This window comes from Neisseria sp. HMSC073G10, assembly GCF_001812605.1.
Classification (GTDB): domain Bacteria; phylum Pseudomonadota; class Gammaproteobacteria; order Burkholderiales; family Neisseriaceae; genus Neisseria; species Neisseria subflava_A.
On the sequence record NZ_KV809536.1, the window covers coordinates 302,437 to 323,043 of the forward strand.

A 20,607-nucleotide genomic window follows, 5' to 3' on the forward strand; every position below is an offset into this window, starting at 1 on the left:
AAGATGACACTGCTTTTTTATAGTTGTTAGACTAAGAAGATTTCTTTTTGGAAACCGATTCGCAACCTTTTCCATTGGTCATTGTGGTTTTGGAATCTTTGGCGGAATTAATATCAGTACATTTGTAAGTATTGCCCAAACTATCCATCCAAACGGAAAGGGTATAGCCTGTTTTTGTGGGAATGGCTTTCAAACGATAGGCTCGGCTTGTACTGGCATTAATCATTTCAGCAGAGTATTGGTATTTGTCTGCCAAATCTTTATGGCCTTTGTATGAGGCAATAAATGTACCTAATTCTTTTTCAATCCTTTTAGTTTCCCAATTTGGATTTTTAACCATCTTATTTTTAAAAGCAGAATTGATGGCAACTAACTCGGCATGCGCTTGTGATTGGTAGCCTCGTTCAATGTAGCGGTTGTAAGACGGAATGGCAATGACGCTCAGGATGGCTAAGATGGCGACGGCAATCATCATCTCAACCAGCGTAAAGCCTAGTTGTTTGGTAGAGGTGGTATTCATTATATTATTCGCTGGCAACGTAAGATTGAAGAACGACCTGTGTATTGTCATTCTTACCCCATGCTTTGGCTGTAACACGGTAAATAGTACGGTTGTCGGCAGAGTTAGTGCCTAGATATTCGATGATGTAGCGGGGATTTTTTGCGATGCCGCTATTTTCACCTAGAGAATATTCTGTGCCGTTAACATCAATACATTTTTGAGGTTTTTTATTCTTCTTTTTTTTATCTATACATTCAGGGAGTATACGATCCCAAGCATATCCTATCTTATTGTCATTTTCTTGTGTTTGAAAGTTACCGTCGTATTTAACGTATGGTGTAAAGCATAAACCGTCTTTACACTCTTTAGTAAAATTAGTCTTTTTCCCTTCAATATCAAAAATTTGATTTTCACCTTCACGCAATGCCGCTTCGGCCAAAGTGGTTGCCAGTTTGCGGTCGGCATCATTGGTGCTGATACGCTGTTCAGTATTGTAGGATTGGGTAGCTGTGACCACGAGCAGGGCGATGACGACCATCATCATTAAAACGATAAACAAAGCATAGCCCTGCTGCCGGTCAGGTTTGATTAGAGTGATCGGTCGGCGCATACGTTTCCTCCGCGGATAGTGGCATTAATATTATAGATATCGACTTTATTGTCTTTTTCTGTTGAGGAATCGATGCTGCCGCCATTCAGTACAATTTGAACAGCTGCCGGAGATTTAGCCTCAGATGAGATATCCAATGCATTTTTGTAATCAAATGATTCTGTATTTACTCCGCTGGCAGATGTATTTTCAGAATCAGGACATTCTGCATAGATATAGTGGATATCCATGGTTGTAATGCCTTTAATCAACAGCTGCGGATTACTCCATGAGCCATCATTTGATAATTGGAAACGGAACAAACCGTTCTCTTCGCCAAGTTTACCGACAGCGTAGGCAATCATCTCATGTTTCATGATAGCGATACTGCCGTCTTGATCAGAGTCGGTAATTTTTAAAGCCAATTTTGCGGCAGCCAAATCTTTAATTTTTGTGTAAGGTTTGGCAATACCGGAGCAGCTGCTGGCAATGGCAGTTTTTTCAGTTGAGTCTGCTTTGTCGATACCGTATTGGAACAGTAGGGCTTTGCCAGTTTGAGCAAAGCCGGTATAGCTTAATTTATTGATTTCTTTAACCGGTAACAGCTTATTAACACCGGCTGTTTTCAAGGCATATTCATCTGAGTTTTTGTCTTCTATCACTGCAGAGGCAGGAAAATTCGCCATATTGAAGCAACCGAAATTGCCTGCCATACGCGCATCGCGGACGATCATATTGGCGGCGTTGCGCAAGTCTTGTTGGATACCGATACGGGCGTTGGCAGACTTGTTTAATCCGCGTGCAGTGAAATAGGTGGAGCTGACAGCCATTAAGACGATCATGCTGAGTAGGCTGGCAACCAGAAATTCAAGGATGCTGAAGCCTCGAATGGCGGTTTTATTGGGAATATGGTTGAGTAAGCGTTTATTGTTCATTGTTAGTCTCTTACGCGTGATTGGTATGTATAGACAACGTGATGCCCCGATGTGTTGAGATTTTTTGCGCTATTTTCTTCTTCAACATCTTGTAACCATAAAACTTTCACGATGGTCGTGTCGCCTTTGCCATCGCATTTTGCGTTAAACCCATTTTCGTAAGTCGGCTCTGCTCCGGAAGAATCTTTGCAGATGGTTGAGAAGACTTGGGCTTCGGGAAGGGCTTTGGCTAAATCGGTTTTAAACTGTGCAATTTGAGCCTGTGCAAGTTGGGCTTTGGTCATTTTGGCTTCAAATTTTGCAGTTTGTTTAAAGTCGGATTTTAGGTAGGCATCATAGGATTTTTTATAACGGGAGGTTTTTTCCCCTGCAGTATCGGTTTCTTCAGAAAGCGTCGGATTAATGAGCATGCCTTCAATCAGATTTTGTGTAATTTGGGCGACTGTGGTTTGATTTTCAGACTCACGTACGTTGGATACGGTACGCAATTGAACAGCCAGCAGGGCGAGTACGCCGATAGCAAGGACAAACATGGCAATCAAAACTTCAATCAGGGTCATGCCCGATTGAAGTTTTGGGGTAAAGCTTGTTGAGCTGGTTTTCAGACGGCCTTTAAATGATCTGAGATGAGTAGGATTAGTAATGTTCATAAGATACCGTTTTTATTATTGAGAAGAGTATTCACACATTTTGCGCTCATCGTTTTTAGCACAGATTTCGACATGCCCATTGCCATTAATTAAAAGTACGGTAGCACGGGCTTTCTTGGTTTCAGCATCGGCGGCGGATTTATCTGTTAGGCTGATTTTAATGTGGCCGTCTGAAAATTGATAATTCTTGCCATCGGTCGAATGGCCAAATGTACCATTGGGAAGAAACCTCCACCAGACTTCGTTTGAAGCCGAAGTAGAGAGGGCAGAACGGTCATTGCCGATAGGGATGTAGTCGAAGCTGTATTCTACTTTGTCGGTGCCTCCATTGAGAATAATGGAGCGGACGGATAAATCGACTGTATCGTTTTTATAGTTGGAATCTCCGTTTTTATCGGCGTAGGCCAACATACCATTACCGGCATATTTGGAATCGCAACCATTATTGGGCGAGCCATCGGATTTGATTTTGACCGGGCAGATGTAAACGGGAAGATTGAGACGGACGGCCTCATTTCGCGCGAAGCGCAGCAGATTGGCAATTTGCTCTGCTTGCGATGCTGCACGTCTGGAGGCAATCCATTGATTCATATTGGGAAGTGCGATGACGGCCATTACTGCTGCAATAGTAATGACAATCAGCAACTCAATTAGGGTGAAGCCTTTTTGTGTCTGATACATGAGTGATTTTTTGGTAGTAATGTGTTGGGTAACTGACGTTTTCTCTTTTGTACTTGCCTGCGGCAATGCTTTTGCTTTTATTAGATTTATTTTAAACGATTTTGTAATGCGTGACTAATGAAATATGAAATTCGGTTAGTTTTTCAGACAATCTGTCTCAATCTTCCATCAACATGGATTCTGGAACATAGGCGGCATTATCAAATTTGGTAAATTGACCCATCCAAGTGAGGAATACTTTCCCGACTGGACCGTTACGGTGTTTGCCGATAATACATTCCGCCAAGCCTTTTGCGGGTGATTCTGAGTTGTAGTATTCGTCGCGATACATAAACATAATCAAGTCGGCATCCTGCTCGATTGCGCCGGATTCACGCAAGTCGGACATCATCGGCCGTTTGTCGGTACGCTGCTCAACTGTACGGCTCAACTGCGACAGGGCAATGACGGGAACTTGCAATTCTTTAGCCAATGCTTTGAGGGAGCGGGAAATTTCGCCAAGCTCGGAAGCACGGTTGTCAGAACGGCCGGAGCCTGACATTAATTGCAGGTAGTCGATAACGATCAAACCCAATTTGCCGTTGAACTGGCGAGCAAGACGACGGGCGCGGGCGCGGAGTTCGAGCGCGGTCAAACCCGGCGTTTCATCGATATACATGGGTGCATCGGAGAGTTTAACGACCGCTTCGTTCAGACGGCCCCAGTGTTCGTCTTGCAATCTGCCGGTTTTTAAAACGCTTTGGTCCAAACGTCCGACTGAACCCAGCATACGCATAACCAGCTGCGCACCGCCCATCTCCATAGAGAATACGGCGACAGGTAATTTGTTTTCTACGGCAACGTGTTCGGCAATATTGATGGAGAAGGCGGTTTTACCCATGGAAGGACGGCCTGCGACGATGATCAAATCGCCCGGTTGGAGACCTGATGTTTTTTTGTCGAGGTCGATAAAACCTGTCGATATGCCGGTTACTTCATCAGGATTGTCGCGCGAATAAAGCATATCGATACGCTCGACCACTTCTTTCAAAAGGTCGGGCATCTCAAGGAAGCCTTGTTTGGATTTGGCGGTACTTTCGGCGATTTGGAATACTTTGTTTTCAGCCTCGTCCAAAAGCTGGCCTGCATCACGCCCTTGCGGATTGTATGCGCTGCGTGCAATTTCCGTGCCGACTTCGGCAAGCTGGCGCATGATGGAACGTTCGCGCACGATTTCGGCGTAGCGGCGGATATTGGCAGCAGACGGCGTGTTTTGCGCCAGCGTAATCAGATAGTTGAATCCGCCTGCCGCTTCCAATTCTTCATTCCGTTCCAAACTTTCTTGAACGGTAATAACGTCGGCAGGACGGCTTTCATTAATCAGGTTGGCAATCGCACGAAAAATCAGGCGGTGTTCGTGTCGGTAGAAATCCTCGCCGGAAACGACATCGGCAATACGGTCCCAAGCAGAATTTTCCAGCATCAGGCCGCCCAAAACGGATTGCTCCGCTTCTGTGGAATGTGGCGGCAGTGACAATGCGCTGATTTCACGGTCTTCAGACGGCATATCGGAATAATTGCTCATGACGGGCATCTCTGGCTGGAAAATTGCAATCCGCTATTATAGCGCAGTGTAAGTTCAATTGGTTTGTTTAGGCTAAAGCAGGTAAAATAGCTATGTTGTCAATATGACGACGTACACTACCAAAATATAAATATCAACAATCAGGAGCACAAAAATGGAACATAAGCTGCCACAACTGCCTTATGAACTGGACGCATTGTCCCCACATTTGACCAAAGAAACTTTGGAGTTTCACTACGGCAAACACCATCAAACTTACATCACCAATTTGAACAATCAAATCAAAGGCACTGAGTTTGAAGAAATGCCTTTGGAAGAAATCCTGAAAAAATCTTCCGGCGGTATGTTCAACAACGCTGCCCAAACTTGGAACCACACTTTCTACTGGCTGGGCTTTACCCCTAAAGGCCAAGGCAAACCTGCCGGCGAATTGGCTGCGGCCATCGACGCCAAATGGGGTAGCTTCGAGAAATTCCAAGAAGCTTTCAATGCTTGCGCGGCCGGTACTTTCGGCTCCGGTTGGGCATGGTTGGTGAAAACGCCTGCCGGTGAATTGGATCTGGTTTCTACTTCCAATGCAGGTACTCCGCTAACTACTGAAAACACTCCGCTGTTGACTTGCGACGTATGGGAACACGCCTACTATATCGACTACCGCAACAGCCGTCCTAACTACCTGAAAGGTTTCTGGGAAATCGTTAACTGGGATGAAGTTGCCAAACGCTTTGCCGCATAAAACGATATGAATGAAAAGGCCGTCTGAAGAATTTTCAGACGGCCTTTTTGTCGATATTGGCGTGATGAAATGGTTTAGATGAATGTTTTTTCTGTTTGATGCGCAAAATTATCATGGAGCAGAAAAAAGGATAAACGAGAGATTATGCTAAAATATTGTCAACAATTTTTTGATTCCGCATGATATGGAATCAGCGTTTGACACACATAGACAAGAGGATTTTATGAAATTTCTAGACCGTGAGGCGACCATTGCCAAACCCGGCTTTAATCGTTGGCTGGTACCGCCTGCCGCTTTGGCCGTGCATCTTGCCATCGGGCAGATATATGCTTATTCCGTGTTCAATGCGCCGCTGACCAAGCTTATCGGCATTACTGAGTCGGCTGCAGGAGATTGGAAACTGACCACGGTCGGTTGGATTTTCAGTATTGCCTTGGCGATGTTGGGCGCGTCAGCGGCCATGTTCGGTACATGGATGGAGCGAGTTGGTCCGCGTAAGGCGATGTTTGTTGCTGCCTGCTGCTTTAGCTTGGGCTTTTTTGTGTCGGCGATCGGCGTCCATACGCACAATCTGTTTTTGCTTTATTTGGGCAATGGTGTGATTGGCGGGGTTGGCTTGGGCTTGGGCTATATCGGGCCTGTATCGACGCTGATGAAATGGTTTCCCGATAAACCGGGTATGGCGACAGGTTTGGCGATTATGGGTTTTGGTGGTGGCGCGATGTTGGCTTCGCCTTTATCCGTGTCGCTGATGAGTTTTTTCTCCAGTGAAACTTCGGTTGGCGTAGCGCAGGCTTTTGTCGTTTTAGGACTATTTTATTTGGTGTTGATGATGTTTGGCGCGTTTACCATCCGCATACCTGCCGATGGCTGGAAACCTAAAGGTTATGTTGCGCCGAAAATCAAAAGCAAATTGGTCAGCAGCAATCATGTCAATGTTTCCGAAGCCATGAGAACGCCGCAATTTTGGCTCTTGTTTTGGGTGTTGTGTCTGAACGTGACGGCGGGTATCGGCGTTTTGGGTCAGGCTTCTGTCATGATTCAGGAGCTGTTTTCTGAAACTTCTGTCGGTAAACAGGCTGCCATTGGCGCGGGTGCGGCGGCAGGTTTTGTGAGTCTGTTGAGCCTGTTTAATATGGGCGGCCGCTTTTTGTGGTCCAGCGTGTCCGACAAAATTGGCCGTAAAAATACTTATACTATTTTCTTTGTGCTCGGCTCGCTGTTGTATTTTGCCATTCCGTCTATTGGTGAGAGTGGTAACAAGGCTTTGTTTGTTATTGGGTTTTGCGTCATTATTTCCATGTATGGCGGCGGTTTTGCAGCCATTCCGGCGTATTTGAAGGATTTGTTCGGCACTTATCAAGTCGGGGCAATTCACGGCAGAATTTTGCTGGCATGGTCAACTGCGGCCGTCATTGGCCCGGTGTTGGTCAACTATATCCGCCAAAGTCAAATTGAAAGCGGCGTTCCGGCTGCTGAAGCTTATAGCATTACCATGTATATTATGGCGGGTTTGTTGATTGTCGGTTTGCTGTGTAATTTGAGTGTCCGTTCGGTTCATGAAAAGTATCACGAGAAAGACATTAAGGTCGCGGCACATAGTGGCAATCCCGATGATGAAACCGCTGTATCCGATGCTTATCTGATCAGTAAAAAAGTATCAGCGGGCGGTATCGGCGTATGGTGGCGCTGGGCTTTGGTCTGCATTCCTTTGGGCTACGGCGTCATTATGGTGTTTGTTAAAGCATTAAGTTTGTTTAATTAATTGTTGAAAATTAAAGGCCGTCTGAAAGTTTCAGACGGCCTTTTAAAATATTAAGCAACTAATCTTTTGATACGCTGATGGTATGTTTGATGTGTTTTAAATTCGCAACGATGGTAAAAGTCATCATCACCAGTAAAGTCCATGAACTCCATTTGCTGATGTGTACCGATGCCCACGCGCCGATTTGGTTGGGATAGCGCCAAACGCCAAATAGAGTTCCCAAATTTTCTGCCAGCCAAATAAAAAAACCGATCAGGACGAAAGCAAGCAGGAGCGGCATTTTGCGAGTGGTGTCATAGGGCGTGTATAAGACCGTTGTCCGAGCGTATAGGCCGAGAGCAAAAGCTGCAAGATACCAGCGATAGTCGCCGATATAGTGATGGGTGAAAAAATTGATATAAATCGCCAGTGCGCACAAAGTGCCCAACCAATACGGCGGGTGGCTTTTGATTTTGAGGTCAAACAGCCGCCATGCTTGAATGATATAGCTGCCGACTGCAGCATACATAAAGCCTGCAAACAGCGGTACGCCGCCAATTTTGGTATAAGCTTCGTCCGGATAGCTCCAAGATTGGATATCGCCAGATGTCTTGAACCACTCTAAAGCAAAGCCCACCAAGTGAAACAGCGTAATCGATTTGACTTCATCCCAAGTTTCCAGCTTGAAATACAGCATGGCTACTTGTACGGAGACGGCAAAAATCAGCAGCAGGTCGTAGCGCGAAATTCCCAACCAGCCTGTTTTCGGAATGAGGAACATGGCAATGAAAAACAAGCCTGCAAATAAGCAGGCTCGTGCTTCTTTTAAACCAAAAAACCAAAATTCAATGATAAAGCGTCGCCAACCATGCAAATCCTTGCGTTTGGGATGCTCAGTCAGCCAAGTATCCAGTTTGCCCAACATGTTTTCAGATGGCCTCTTTATCTTAAAAATGTTTTAGGCAGATTGAATCGGAATGATACGGTTTTGCTTACGCTTTGCGCCACCTTCGCAGTAGTTGGTTTTGACATAATCTTCAACGATTTGTAAAAACTCGGCAGCGATATTGTCGCCTTTGAGGGTGACTTTCCGCTCGCCGTCTACATAAACCGGCGCAACCGGTGTTTCGCCTGTACCGGGCAGGCTGATACCGATATCGGCAAGTTTGCTTTCGCCCGGGCCATTGACTACGCAACCCATTACGGCAACGTTCAATGATTCAACGCCTGGATACTCAGTGCGCCAAATAGTCATTTTTTGACGTAAATAGTTTTGTACGTCTTGCGCCAATTCTTGGAATACAGTACTGGTAGTACGGCCGCAGCCCGGGCAGGCTGTAACCATTGGTGTGAAGGAACGCAAGCCCATGGTTTGCAGGATTTCCTGACCGACAATGACTTCCTGAGTGCGCGAACTGCCGGGCTCGGGGGTCAGGGAGATTCGGATGGTGTCGCCGATACCTTCTTGCAGCAATACAGCCAAGGCTGCGGTAGATGCTACAATGCCCTTGCTGCCCATGCCAGCCTCAGTCAGACCGAGATGGAGTGGATAGCGGCAACGGCTGCCCAATTCGCGGTAAACCTGAATCAAGTCTTGTACGGCGCTTACTTTGCACGACAAAATGATTTTGTCTTCGGGCAAGCCCAAAGCCACGGCTTTTTCTGCCGATTCCAGCGCCGAAACAATCAAAGCCTCTTTCATGATTTCTTCAGGCGGCTTCGGTGTAGCAGAAGCTAGGTTGGCATCCATCATACGCTTGGCAAGGCTTTGATCAAGCGAACCCCAGTTCACACCGATGCGTACGGCTTTATTGTTTTCTGCGGCAGTACGAATCATAAAGGCAAATTTCTCATCGCCTTTTGCGCCTTTGCCGACATTGCCTGGGTTGATGCGGTATTTAGACAGGGCCTTGCCGCACTCAGGAAATTCAGCCAATAAGCGTTCGCCATTGAAATGGAAGTCGCCGATCAGGGGCGTGGTATAACCCATATCGTCTAAGCGGCTGCGGATTTCGGCGACTTTGGAAGCTGCTTCCGGAGTATTGACCGTGATGCGTACCATTTCCGAGCCGGCATCGCTCAACTCTTTGACCTGTCGGGCGGTTGCTTCTGCATCTGCGGTGTCGGTATTGGTCATAGATTGCACAACAACGGGCGCATCGGAGCCGATGATGAGGTGGTCAATTTTGACTTGATGTGTCTGACGGCGTTTAGGTGTGGTCATTTTAGTTTTTTCCTGCAACAAAAGAGGCGGATTTTTCACCGGCAACACGGTATTTCAAAGGTTCGATAGGTGTGCCGCCGTAATTGGCTTCTGAGCCGGCTGCAATACCGATCCAAACATTGTAAGGCGCGCCGCCTCTCAGACGTTGTTCGCTTCCGGCCGGAACGATACGGCTGAATACTACTTTTCCATCTTTGTCTGTAATAATCAGATTACTTCGGTATTGGACTTTAATCCAAAGTTCGTCTTTCTCAACTTTGACAGTAGGCTTCTCTTCTTGTACGGCGGCGGAAGCTGCTGAGGCTGCTTGATCATTGGCCACTTCAGGCTTATTGGTGATTTCTTTTTTGCCGTCTTCCGTCATTTCGCTAACGGCAACATTATCCGTTTTTAAGGCAGGCGTTTTCATCGTATCAGCAACATCTTTGCTGTTCTGAATATTTGCCTGCTCATTTTCAAAACTGGATTTGCTTTGCCAAAAGTAAACGCCGCCTACAGCCAAAGCCAATGCGGCTATTCCCAATATCCATTTTGGGAAGCCTTGTTTCTCAGTGTCTTTGTAGCTTAAGCCGGTGTTGGTGCTGCGTGTTACCGCGTATACATGGTCTTCAAGTTGCGGAGTAATGGAGAGCAAATGTTTGGCGATGGTTTGTTCGTCGATTTTCAGAAATCGTGCATATGAACGCAGATAGCCTGAAACAAAGACTAAACCGGGAAAGCCTGAATATTCCCCTTTTTCCAAAGCATCAATTTGTTCTGCAGACAGTTTCAAACGTGAAGCAACATCTTGAATATCGATTTTGGCATCAGTTCTGTGTTTGCGTAATTCATCCCCCAATGTTTTGGCGGCTTGTGTGTCGTAGTTGATTTTATCGTTATTTTCCATTTAGTGGCCTGTTGTGACGGTTTGTAGTTCGTCTGAATAAGGGAAGTTTGCCCTAAGTTGGGCTTCGTATTCGTATGCGGCGTGTTTATTGCCCAAGGCGGTAGCCAAACGCCAGCCTAAAAGCAAATCGTCAGCCTGCAGGACATCAACTTTGCTTTGGTATTGGCGGAAATAATAGTCGGCATCGTTCAGATTTCCTGCCATCATTTTGGTTCGGGCAAGTTCTTTGAAAGCAGGGAAAAATTGCGGATTCGCTGCTAAAGACCTTTCCAAATAGGCTTGGGCTAAAGAGTATTGGCCTAATCTTGCGCTGCAAATGCCTTTATTCATATTGGCAATAAAGGGGCTTGGGTAGGTTGGGTCGGCCAGTGCTTTGTCAAAATAAGCCAAAGATTCGGCTGGTGCATTCATTTGATTGCACAAAAACCAACCGTAGTTGTTGTTGACTTCTGCGCTATCAGGTTTTAAAGACAATGCTTTAAGAAAGCTTTCTTGAGCTTTATCTTTGACCTTCAAATACTGATAAATCTCAGCGCGTACCAACCAAGCAAGGTCATTTTTTGAATTGGACTTAAGCGCCTCTTCGATACTTTCAGTAGCTTGGCGATAGTTTTGGCCGCGCATATATTCTACAGCCAGTTGGGTTTTGATATTAGAAACTTGAATGGCACGTTCTTTAGGGCTTGGGCCGGAAGAGGAAGCGCAGGCTGAAAGAGTCAGAGCGGTAATTAAAGCGAATCCGAACTTGATTTTCATAATTAACCTTATTGTTCGACCAAAATCTGTTGCCATTTTTGTTGGCGGCGTGTTTTATCTTGTACTTGTCCGGCCAATTGTCCGCAAGCGGCATCGATATCGTCGCCGCGAGTTTTGCGGACAGTAACGACAAAGCCGGCTTGTTGCAGAATATCGCGGAAGACACGGATATTTTCGTTGGTAGAACGTTCGTAGCCGGAATTTGGGAAAGGATTGAACGGAATCAGATTGAATTTGCAGGGTACGTCTTTAACCAATTCAATCAATTCACGTGCATGTTGTGCTTTATCGTTGATGCCGTCGAGCATAACGTATTCAAAGGTAATAAAGTCGCGGGGGGCTTTGACCAGATAACGTTGACAGGCCGCCATCAATTCTTTAAGCGGGTATTTTTTGTTGAGGGGAACAATCTGATCGCGCACTTCATCGTTGGATGCGTGTAAAGACACGGCCAAAGCAACAGGCATTGCATCACGCAGTCTATCCATTTGCGGAACCATGCCTGAAGTAGAAACGGTCACGCGGCGACGGCTCAAGCCGTAGCCGTGATCATCCAGCATAATGCTCAAAGCGGTAACAACATTGTCAAAGTTTGCCATGGGTTCGCCCATGCCCATCATCACCACGTTGGAGATAACGCGTTCGTTTTTAGGGGTAACGCCCATGGCTTTATTGGCCCACCAAAGCTGACCGATAATTTCAGCGGCAGTCAGGTTGCGGTTGAAACCTTGTCGACCAGTAGAGCAGAAGGTGCATTCCAATGCACAACCTACTTGGGAAGAGATGCATAAGGTACCGCGTTCGGCTTCGGGGATGAAGACAGTTTCTACACCGTTGCCCGTGCCGACATCCAGCAACCATTTGCGTGTGCCATCAGTAGATTCTTGTGCCATCATTAATTTAGGCACTTCGATTGTGGCTTGTTCATTCAGCTTGGCGCGTAATGATTTGGCCAAATCAGTCATTTCTTCAAAGTTTTGTGCACCGGCTTGATGCATCCAACGCATTACCTGCTTGGCGCGAAAAGGTTTTTCGCCCATTTCGGCAAAGTGTTGCGTCAGTCCGTTTAAATCGTAATTCAGTAGATTGGTTTTCATGTATTTTTATGTTTCTCAGTAAAGCTTTTAAAGCAAAGAGGCTTATTGGACAGCTTTGCTTTAAAAGCCTTTGGGTTTTCAGACGGCCTTTAATTTGTAGGACATACAAAGCAGTTTTGCCGTCCGATATGGATCGGACGGCCGTAGAGCGGCTACAGGCTTTTACTCTTAGCGTGGGCAGATTTCGCTTTGGCTGAAGAAGTAAGCAATTTCAATTGCAGCATTTTCAACGCTATCAGAACCATGCACGGCATTAACACTGACAGATTCTGCAAAGTCGGCACGGATCGTGCCCGGAGCTGCATCGGCTGGATTGGTTGCGCCCATCAATTCACGATTTTTGGCAACGGCGTTTTCACCTTCTAATACTTGAATCATAACAGGATTGCGAGTCATGAATTTAACCAAGTCTTCATAAAAAGGGCGATCTTTATGTACGGCATAAAACTCTTTTGCTTCACGCTCAGAGAGATGTTTCATTTTCGCCGCAATAATGCGCAAGCCGTTTTCTTCAAAGCGGCTATAAATCTTGCCGATGACGTTTTTTTCTACTGCATCGGGTTTGATGATGGAAATCGTACGTTCGATGGCCATGTTATGTCCTTGTTTTTATTGATAAGTAAGTTGTCGCAGCCAAGAGGCAAGGGAAGTGTATTCTACCAAATTTCGCCCCTTTTTGGGAAAGGCATTATTTGCTTAAAGTTAGGTGTGATTGTTCCAAATAGACTTCGGATTGCATTTCGATCATACGGCTGGCTGTACGGGTAAATTCTTCGGCGAAATCGCCTTCGACATAAATATCGTTTACGCCAACTGCGCTGGTAGCGCACAATTTCACACGGAAATCGTATAAAACGTCAATTAACCATGTCAGACGGCGTGCTTCTGCTTTTTCTTGAGGGGTTAGACGTTCTAATCCTGAAAGGAAAACCATCTCATAATGTTCGGCCAAGTACAGGTAGTCAGCTTGTGAGCGCGGGCCAAAACATAATGCACGGAAATCAAACCAGATGGCACGTTCTGACTGGGCTTTATGAGGAATTTCCCGTCCATGAATAATGCTAATGCCTGGGTTTAATTCAGAGATTCCGCTCATTTCTTTAAATAAAGCAGCCAGTTTTTGCTCATTTTCTTCATTATTGGGGACAAAGAAAATTTCAGCAGGACGCAGCGTACGCAAGCGGTAATCTTCGCCGCCATCCACATTTAAAACGGTCAGGTTGGACTCGATAAGGGCGATGGTTGGTAGAAAGCTGCTGCGGTTTTGGCCTTGAGGATAGAGTTCGGATGGAGCGTAGTTGGAAGTGGCTACCAAGACTACACCTTCACTCAACAGGTTTTCCAGCAAACGGCCTAGAATCATGGCATCGGCAATATCGCTGACGTGGAACTCGTCAAAACATAATACGCGTGTTTCTTTGGCAATTTCTGTTGCAACGGCTTTTAAGGGATTGGCTTCGCTTTTCAAGACTTTAAGGCGTTGATGGATTTCGGCCATGAAGGCATGGAAATGCACACGACGCTTACGACGATAAGGGAGACAGCCGAAAAAAGCATCCATCAAAAAGCTTTTACCGCGTCCTACGCCGCCATAAAAATAGAGTCCTTTAGGTACTTGAGGGGAACGCAAGCTACGGCCGAGAAAACGGTTGCGTTTGCGTTTGAACATCATCAGCTCGGTCCACAAACGATCCAAATATTCAATGGCTCGCGCTTGGGCTTCGTCGCGGATAAAGTTGGGCTGTTCGGCTGCAGCTTGATACCAAGTCAATGGGCTGTGGTTTTCAAATGGAGGTGGTGTGAATAGTTGGTCTCTATTGCTCATGTGTAACCTTTATTATGCTTTACTGGCGATAGTTGAAACATCATCCGCAATAGTTTGGACAGTAGTTGGAATGATGTTTTCATTACAGAATAGTCGGTCTATTATAAATGATTTCAGACGGCCTGCGTTTTTTGCAAAAGCATTGTAGTAAATATAGTTGAAATAGTGTGTGATTGAGGTATGCGTAAAAGAGCCAGCTTTGGTATTTTTGGTGAAAACAAAAAAACGCCGCATTTCTGCGGCGTTTTGCTACTAAGTATTAATGAGCACTTTCTTGCAATGCCAAGTCTACACGCTCACGCAACTCTTTACCCGGTTTGAAGTGAGGAACATGCTTTTCAGGCACTTCCACGCGTTCGCCGGTTTTTGGGTTGCGCCCGATACGGGCAGGGCGGTGGTTCAAGTCGAAGCTGCCGAAGCCGCGGATTTCGATACGTTGTCCACGAGCCAGTGAGCGGGTCATGGTATCAACCAAGACTTTTACACTGTATTCGACATCTTTAGCCAGCAGTTGGTTGCCATTTTTTTCGGCAAACACTTCTGCAAGGCGAACCATCAATTCAGACTTCGTCATGTCTGCAACCTTATTCTTGGTCGCCGGACAGTTTGGCTTTCAGCAAGTCACCCAAGCTGGTAGTACCGGCATTGGCAGTTGCAGCGGCGTTAACTGAATTCAGCGCTTCGCGGTTTTCTTTAGCGTCTTTCGCTTTAACAGACAGACGGATGCTGCGGTTTTTGCGGTCAACGGTAACGATAACGGCTTCAACTTCGTCGCCTTCTTTCAGTTTGGTAGTCAGGTCTTCAACGCGGTCGGCGGCGAATTCAGAAGCAGGCAGGTAGCCTTCAACTTCTTCAGACAGAGCGACTACGGCACCTTTGGCGTCAACAGATTTCACAGAACCTTTAACCAAAGAACCTTTGTCGTTTACGCTGATGAAGTTGCCGAACGGATCGCCTTCCAGTTGTTTGATACCCAAAGAGATACGTTCTTTTTCAACGTCGATGGCCAATACAACGGCTTCAACTTCTTCGCCTTTTTTGTATTTGCGTACAGCTTCTTCGCCAGCTTCGGTCCAAGACAGGTCAGACAAGTGAACCAGGCCGTCGATGCCGCCAGGCAGACCTACGAATACGCCGAAGTCAGTGATAGATTTAACTGCGCCGGAGATTTTGTCGCCTTTGTTGTGGTTGGCAGCAAACTCTTCCCAAGGGTTAGCTTGGCATTGTTTCATACCCAAAGAGATACGGCGACGGTCTTCGTCGATTTCCAGGATCATTACTTCAACTTCGTCACCCAGTTGAACAACTTTGCTTGGGTGTACGTTTTTGTTGGTCCAATCCATTTCGGAAACGTGTACCAAACCTTCAATGCCTTGTTCGATTTCAACGAACGCACCGTAGTCGGTCAGGTTGGATACTTTACCGAACAGGCGGGTACCTTGTGGGTAACGACGGGTCAGGCCGCTCCAAGGATCTTCGCCCAGTTGTTTCATACCCAGAGAAACGCGTTGTTTGTCTTGGTCGAATTTCAGGACTTTGGCTTCTACTTCTTGACCAACTTCCAAAACTTCGCTTGGGTGTTTCACACGGCGCCATGCCAAGTCGGTGATGTGCAACAGACCGTCGATGCCGCCCAAGTCAACGAATGCACCGTAATCGGTGATGTTTTTAACGATACCTTTGATAACTGAACCTTCTTGCAGGTTTTCCAGCAAGGCTTTGCGTTCTTCGCCCAAAGTAGCTTCCAGAACAGCGCGGCGGGACACAACAACGTTGTTGCGTTTTTTGTCCAGTTTGATCACTTTGAATTCAATTTCTTTGCCTTCGAAGTGAGAAGTGTCTTTTACAGGACGTACGTCAACCAAAGAACCCGGCAGGAATGCACGGATGCTGTTGATCATAACAGTCAGACCACCTTTGACTTTGCCATTGATAACGCCGGACAGGATGTCGCCGTTTTCCATAGCTTCTTCCAAAGCGATCCAGTCGGCAGCGCGTTTGGCTTTTTCGCGGGACAGTTTGGTTTCGCCGAAGCCGTTTTCAACAGATTCGATGGTAACGGTAACGAAATCGCCAACTTTAACTTCAATCTCGCCCTGAGCGTTTTTGAATTCAGCAACATCAATCAGAGATTCTGATTTCAGACCTGCGTTAACGGTAACGAAGTTTTGATCGATGCCGACTACTTCAGCAGTAATCACTTCACCTGGGTTCATTTCTTGCAGGGTAAAGCTTTCTTCCAGCAGCTGGGCAAAATTTTCCATAGTCATATATACTCTTTTCGGTACACCGCCAAGGGGTGCGGGTTAGGTTTGAAATGACCTGCCGTCCTTGGCGCGGCAGGTTGGGAAATGTTTTCAGACGGCCTTGTTATACGGTTAACAGGCCGTCTGAAATGAAAACTTCGCGATTATACTCCAAATTTTAAACTTTATGATACCAATCAAGCACTTTTTTTACAGCTTCTTCGATAGAAAGGTTATCGGTATCTAAAAGCAGGGCGTCGGGCAGCTGTTTCAACGGAGCAACAGGGCGGCGGCGGTCTGCTTCGTCGCGCGCTTCAATGTCCGACAAAATACGCTCGAATGCAACGCCTTCGCATGGGATACCGAGTTGCTTTGCACGACGTTGGGCGCGGACATTGGCACTTGCGGTCAGGAAAATTTTTAATGCGGCATCAGGGAAAATAACCGAGCCGATATCGCGGCCGTCGGCGACCAAACCTTTTTCGGTTAAGAAATCGCGTTGGCGCTGCAAAAGGGCGGTACGCACTTTAGGCAACTGCGCGACGGCAGATGCGCCCATGCCGATCGCTTCGGTACGGATTTGCTCGGATACATCTTCGCCGTTTAATAATACGGCGCTGCCTTCAAATTGTGCGGGCAAAGTTTCTGCCAGTGTGCTGACGGCATCTTCATCTGTCCAGGCAACATTTTGTTTTTGTGCGTAAAGCGCGGTCAGGCGGTAAAGCGCACCGGAGTCGAGGTAAAGAAAACCCAAGGCTTCGGCTACGCGTGAGGCAACCGTCCCTTTGCCGGATGCGCTGGGGCCGTCGATGGCGATGACTTTTTGCTTGAGGCTCATGTGTTCTCCTGAATGCGATAGGTATTTGAATTAACCGTTTATTATACGTTGCTTTGGCCGTCTGAAAACGAAAATTTTCGTGGGATTTAGATTTGGGGGGAAAGCGGCTCGGCCTTATCGGGTATAATGGCCAAAATCATCATTTAGCCGCTTTGTCTGATTGTTCGGGCCGTCTGAAACAACGGGTCGGGAACGGTCTTAGAATTTAGAAACATTATGTTACAAACCGATAATCTTACTTCTGTACAACCTCAGCGCATTATCACTGCTCAAAATATTTCTGCTCAGGAAGAATTGCTTGAACGCGCTTTACGTCCGAAAACTTTAGACGACTATATCGGACAGGATAAAGCTAAAGAGCAGTTGGCCATTTTTATTCAGGCGGCGAAAAAACGTGGCGAAGCGCTTGACCACACTTTGTTGTTTGGCCCTCCAGGTTTGGGCAAAACTACTTTGGCGCATATTATCGCCAAAGAGTTAGGCGTTAATTTGCGCCAAACCAGCGGCCCGGTTTTGGAACGTGCAGGCGACCTTGCAGCCTTGTTGACCAATCTCGAGCCGCATGATGTGCTGTTTATTGATGAAATCCACCGTTTAAGCCCCGTGGTTGAAGAAATCCTTTATCCTGCGCTTGAAGATTATCAGTTGGACATCATGATAGGCGAAGGACCGGCCGCGCGTTCGGTCAAAATCGATTTGCCGCCGTTTACATTGGTGGGTGCAACGACCCGTGCCGGTATGTTGACCAATCCGTTGCGCGACCGTTTCGGTATCGTGTCCCGATTGGAGTTTTACCAAAACAAAGATTTGGCAACTATTGTTGCCCGTTCTGCTCAACTATTGCAGTTGGATATGGGCGACGAGGGTGCGATGGAAGTGGCCAAGCGCAGCCGCGGCACGCCGCGTATTGCCAACCGCCTTTTGCGACGTGTGCGCGATTATGCCGATGTGAAAAACAACGGCGTCATTGATGCGGAAATTGCCGATGCGGCTTTGAGTATGCTGGATGTGGACGGGCAAGGTTTGGATGTGATGGACAGGAAATTCCTTGAGGCGATTCTGCACAAATTCAGCGGTGGCCCTGTCGGTTTGGAAAACGTGGCCGCTGCGATTGGTGAATCGACCGATACTATCGAAGATGTGATTGAGCCTTATCTGATTCAACAAGGCTTTTTGCAACGTACACCGCGTGGACGCGTAGCAACCGAACGAGCCTATCTACATTTCGGTTTGAAGGTTCAAGAATAATAATGAAGGCCGTCTGAAAACCGCTTTCAGACGGCCTGATACTTTCAATTTCATATGATTGTCGGTAAATATCTGCCGATAATCGGTTAAAATGTCCCCCTTTTCTTTTTTGAAGTTTCCCCATGAATATCTTATCCGTAGAAAATGCTTCTTTTGCTGTCGGCCACGTCGCCTTGCTCGATAAAACTTCTTTTCAACTCGACAGCGGCGAGAAAATCGGTTTAATCGGCCGCAACGGTGCGGGTAAGTCTTCGTTTTTAAAAATTCTTGCAGGCGTACAAAAGCTCGATGACGGGCAGATTATTGTTCAAAACAACCTTAAAATCGTTTATGTACCGCAGGAATCCTTTTTTGATAAGGACGCAACCGTATTTGATACCGTTGCTGAAGGCTTGGGCGAAATTCGCGATTTATTGCGTCGTTATCATCATGTTAGCCATGAGTTGGAAAATGGTTCGAGTGAGGCTTTGTTGAAAGAACTCAACGAATTGCAACTTGAAATCGAAGCGAAGGACGGCTGGAAGCTGGATGCGGCAGTCAAGCAGACTTTGGGGGAACTCGGTTTGCCGGAAAACGAAAAAATCGGCAACCTTTCCGGCGGTCAGAAAAAGCGCGTCGCTTTGGCGCAGGCTTGGGTGCAAAAGCCCGACGTATTGCTGCTGGACGAGCCGACCAACCATTTGGATATCGACGCGATTATCTGGCTGGAAAACCTGCTCAAAGCGTTTGAAGGCAGCTTGGTCGTGATTACCCACGACCGCCGTTTTTTGGATAATATCGCCACGCGCATCGTTGAACTCGACCGCGGCATTCTGCGCTCCTATCCTGGCTCGTTCTCCAAATACAGCGAGAAAAAAGCGCAAGAGTTGGCAGTCGAGGCGGAACATAACCGCCTCTTCGACAAATTCCACGCACAGGAAGAAGCATGGATACGCAAAGGCATCGAAGCGCGCCGTACCCGTAACGAAGGCCGCGTGCGCCGTTTGGAAGAGCTGCGCCGCCAGCGCGCCGAACGCCGCAACGTACAAGGGCAGGTCAACTTTAAGCTCGACAGCGGCGAAAAAAGCGGCAAAATCATCGCCGAATTGGAACATGCTTCGTTTGCCTATGGTGACAAAGTCATCATGGACAAATTCTCCGCCATTTTGCAGCGCGGCGACAAAATCGGCTTAATCGGTCCAAACGGTATCGGTAAAACCACCTTCCTTAAGCTGATTTTGGGCGAATTGCAGCCGACCTACGGCAGAATCCGTATCGGCAGTAAACAGGAAGTTGCTTATTTCGACCAGTTCCGCAGCGCGTTGAATGAAAACGACACTGTGTTTTACACGCTCGGACAGGGCAATGATTACGTTGAAGTCGGCGGCAAGAAAAAACACGTCATGAGCTATTTGGAAGATTTCCTGTTCCATCCAGCCCGCGCACAAAGCCCTGTTTCATCGCTCTCCGGCGGCGAACGCAACCGCCTTCTTCTGGCAAAACTCTTTACCCGTCCTGCTAATATTTTGGTCTTGGACGAACCGACCAACGACTTGGATATCGATACCCAAGAGCTGCTTGAAGACTTGCTGCGCGATTATCAAGGCACGGTATTCCTTGTCTCGCATGACCGTATGTTCTTGGATAATGTGATTACCCAAAGCATTGTTTTTGAAGGACAAGGCCGTCTGAAAGAATACATCGGCGGCTATCAGGACTATATCGACGCAAAATCGCGGGAAGATAAAATTCAGACGGCCTCTGCGCCTAAAGCAGTTGCTGAGCCTGAAAAAGTTAAACCCAAAGCCAACCGCACGGTCAAACTTTCCTATAAAGAACAGCGCGAACTCGACGCCCTACCCGACGAAATCGCCGCTTTGGAAACCGAACAGTCTGAAATCAATACCCAGCTTTCTGATCCTGAAATCTTCAAAGATTACGAAAAAGCAGGTGTGTTACAAAGCAGGGCTGAAGAAATCGAGATGTCGCTTTTGGAAAAGCTGGAACGCTGGGAATGGCTGGAAGCGAAACAAAATGGCGAAGCGGTTTAAATTGGGAATTTTGTCCCAAAGTAGGGCAGATACTTTTCTAAGTCATGCCGTCTGAA

Annotated in this window: 20 protein-coding genes; 4 read left to right on the top strand and 16 right to left on the bottom strand. The window is 46.9% G+C overall.

Going from position 1 to position 20,607, the window contains the following annotated elements; translation table 11 throughout:
* Positions 1-31 precede the first annotated feature (31 nt).
* From HMPREF2865_RS09590 to dnaB, 6 genes are all read right to left on the bottom strand, one after another.
* The gene (locus HMPREF2865_RS09590; protein WP_070646875.1) at positions 32-520 is read right to left on the bottom strand and encodes a PilX family type IV pilin; all 489 of its coding nucleotides are present in this window, start codon (positions 518-520) and stop codon (positions 32-34) included.
* Between the two features lie 4 nt (positions 521-524).
* Positions 525-1,112, bottom strand: a complete 588-nt coding sequence (locus HMPREF2865_RS09595; RefSeq protein WP_070646876.1) for a pilus assembly PilX family protein — start codon at positions 1,110-1,112, stop codon at positions 525-527.
* Entirely contained in the window at positions 1,091-2,026 is a 936-nt protein-coding gene (locus HMPREF2865_RS09600; RefSeq protein ID WP_070646877.1) for a PilW family protein, read from the bottom strand. The genes HMPREF2865_RS09595 and HMPREF2865_RS09600 overlap by 22 nt, the downstream gene beginning before the upstream one ends.
* Positions 2,027-2,028: 2 nt before the next feature.
* Positions 2,029-2,676: a type IV pilus modification protein PilV gene (pilV, locus tag HMPREF2865_RS09605; RefSeq protein ID WP_210399360.1), complete on the bottom strand. Its 648-nt coding sequence runs from the start codon at positions 2,674-2,676 to the stop codon at positions 2,029-2,031.
* 15 nt (positions 2,677-2,691) lie between these two features.
* Positions 2,692-3,357: a GspH/FimT family pseudopilin gene (locus HMPREF2865_RS09610; RefSeq protein ID WP_070647200.1), complete on the bottom strand. Its 666-nt coding sequence runs from the start codon at positions 3,355-3,357 to the stop codon at positions 2,692-2,694.
* Positions 3,358-3,514: 157 nt separating this feature from the next.
* Positions 3,515-4,921 carry a replicative DNA helicase gene (dnaB, locus tag HMPREF2865_RS09615; RefSeq protein WP_036493702.1) on the bottom strand — a complete coding sequence of 469 codons (1,407 nt, stop codon included), beginning with the start codon at positions 4,919-4,921 and terminating at the stop codon, positions 3,515-3,517.
* A gap of 154 nt (positions 4,922-5,075) precedes the next feature.
* Between dnaB and HMPREF2865_RS09620 the strand changes: the two genes are divergently transcribed.
* Both HMPREF2865_RS09620 and HMPREF2865_RS09625 read left to right on the top strand, forming a co-directional pair.
* Positions 5,076-5,657, top strand: a complete 582-nt coding sequence (locus tag HMPREF2865_RS09620) for a superoxide dismutase (RefSeq protein WP_070646879.1) — start codon at positions 5,076-5,078, stop codon at positions 5,655-5,657.
* Between the two features lie 223 nt (positions 5,658-5,880).
* Positions 5,881-7,422, top strand: coding sequence for an L-lactate MFS transporter (locus tag HMPREF2865_RS09625; RefSeq protein ID WP_070646880.1), 1,542 nt, complete (start codon positions 5,881-5,883; stop codon positions 7,420-7,422).
* Between the two features lie 58 nt (positions 7,423-7,480).
* Here the strand turns inward: HMPREF2865_RS09625 and HMPREF2865_RS09630 are convergent, their stop codons facing one another.
* The 10 genes from HMPREF2865_RS09630 to cmk form a co-directional block, all read right to left on the bottom strand.
* Positions 7,481-8,326 carry a DUF817 domain-containing protein gene (locus HMPREF2865_RS09630; RefSeq protein ID WP_070646881.1) on the bottom strand — a complete coding sequence of 282 codons (846 nt, stop codon included), beginning with the start codon at positions 8,324-8,326 and terminating at the stop codon, positions 7,481-7,483.
* 33 nt (positions 8,327-8,359) lie between these two features.
* Positions 8,360-9,625 (bottom strand): flavodoxin-dependent (E)-4-hydroxy-3-methylbut-2-enyl-diphosphate synthase, encoded by a 1,266-nt coding sequence (ispG, locus tag HMPREF2865_RS09635; protein WP_070646882.1) that lies wholly within the window; start codon positions 9,623-9,625, stop codon positions 8,360-8,362.
* Position 9,626: 1 nt separating this feature from the next.
* On the bottom strand, positions 9,627-10,511 hold the full coding sequence (locus HMPREF2865_RS09640) for a helix-turn-helix domain-containing protein (protein ID WP_070646883.1): 885 nt from the start codon (positions 10,509-10,511) through the stop codon (positions 9,627-9,629).
* Complete coding sequence (gene pilW / locus HMPREF2865_RS09645) at positions 10,512-11,267, bottom strand: type IV pilus biogenesis/stability protein PilW (protein WP_070646884.1); 756 nt, start codon at positions 11,265-11,267, stop codon at positions 10,512-10,514. It abuts the gene before it with no gap.
* Positions 11,268-11,275: 8 nt separating this feature from the next.
* Positions 11,276-12,364, bottom strand: a complete 1,089-nt coding sequence (rlmN, locus tag HMPREF2865_RS09650; protein ID WP_003683577.1) for a dual-specificity RNA methyltransferase RlmN — start codon at positions 12,362-12,364, stop codon at positions 11,276-11,278.
* Between the two features lie 168 nt (positions 12,365-12,532).
* Positions 12,533-12,958 (bottom strand): nucleoside-diphosphate kinase, encoded by a 426-nt coding sequence (ndk, locus tag HMPREF2865_RS09655; RefSeq protein ID WP_004519785.1) that lies wholly within the window; start codon positions 12,956-12,958, stop codon positions 12,533-12,535.
* Positions 12,959-13,052: 94 nt separating this feature from the next.
* A complete protein-coding gene (gene zapE, locus HMPREF2865_RS09660; RefSeq protein WP_070646885.1) occupies positions 13,053-14,189 on the bottom strand; it encodes a cell division protein ZapE in 1,137 nt (378 codons plus the stop codon).
* A 259-nt stretch (positions 14,190-14,448) separates the two neighbouring features.
* On the bottom strand, positions 14,449-14,763 hold the full coding sequence (locus HMPREF2865_RS09670) for an integration host factor subunit beta (RefSeq protein ID WP_003678992.1): 315 nt from the start codon (positions 14,761-14,763) through the stop codon (positions 14,449-14,451).
* A 10-nt stretch (positions 14,764-14,773) separates the two neighbouring features.
* Positions 14,774-16,459: a 30S ribosomal protein S1 gene (rpsA, locus tag HMPREF2865_RS09675; RefSeq protein WP_003678994.1), complete on the bottom strand. Its 1,686-nt coding sequence runs from the start codon at positions 16,457-16,459 to the stop codon at positions 14,774-14,776.
* 154 nt (positions 16,460-16,613) lie between these two features.
* Positions 16,614-17,273, bottom strand: a complete 660-nt coding sequence (gene cmk, locus HMPREF2865_RS09680) for a (d)CMP kinase (RefSeq protein ID WP_049322671.1) — start codon at positions 17,271-17,273, stop codon at positions 16,614-16,616.
* A gap of 216 nt (positions 17,274-17,489) precedes the next feature.
* Between cmk and ruvB the strand changes: the two genes are divergently transcribed.
* Together ruvB and HMPREF2865_RS09690 are read left to right on the top strand one after the other, a co-directional pair.
* Positions 17,490-18,521, top strand: coding sequence for a Holliday junction branch migration DNA helicase RuvB (gene ruvB / locus HMPREF2865_RS09685; protein ID WP_070646887.1), 1,032 nt, complete (start codon positions 17,490-17,492; stop codon positions 18,519-18,521).
* Positions 18,522-18,643: 122 nt separating this feature from the next.
* A complete protein-coding gene (locus HMPREF2865_RS09690; RefSeq protein ID WP_070646888.1) occupies positions 18,644-20,551 on the top strand; it encodes an ATP-binding cassette domain-containing protein in 1,908 nt (635 codons plus the stop codon).
* The last annotated feature ends 56 nt before the right edge of the window (positions 20,552-20,607 follow it).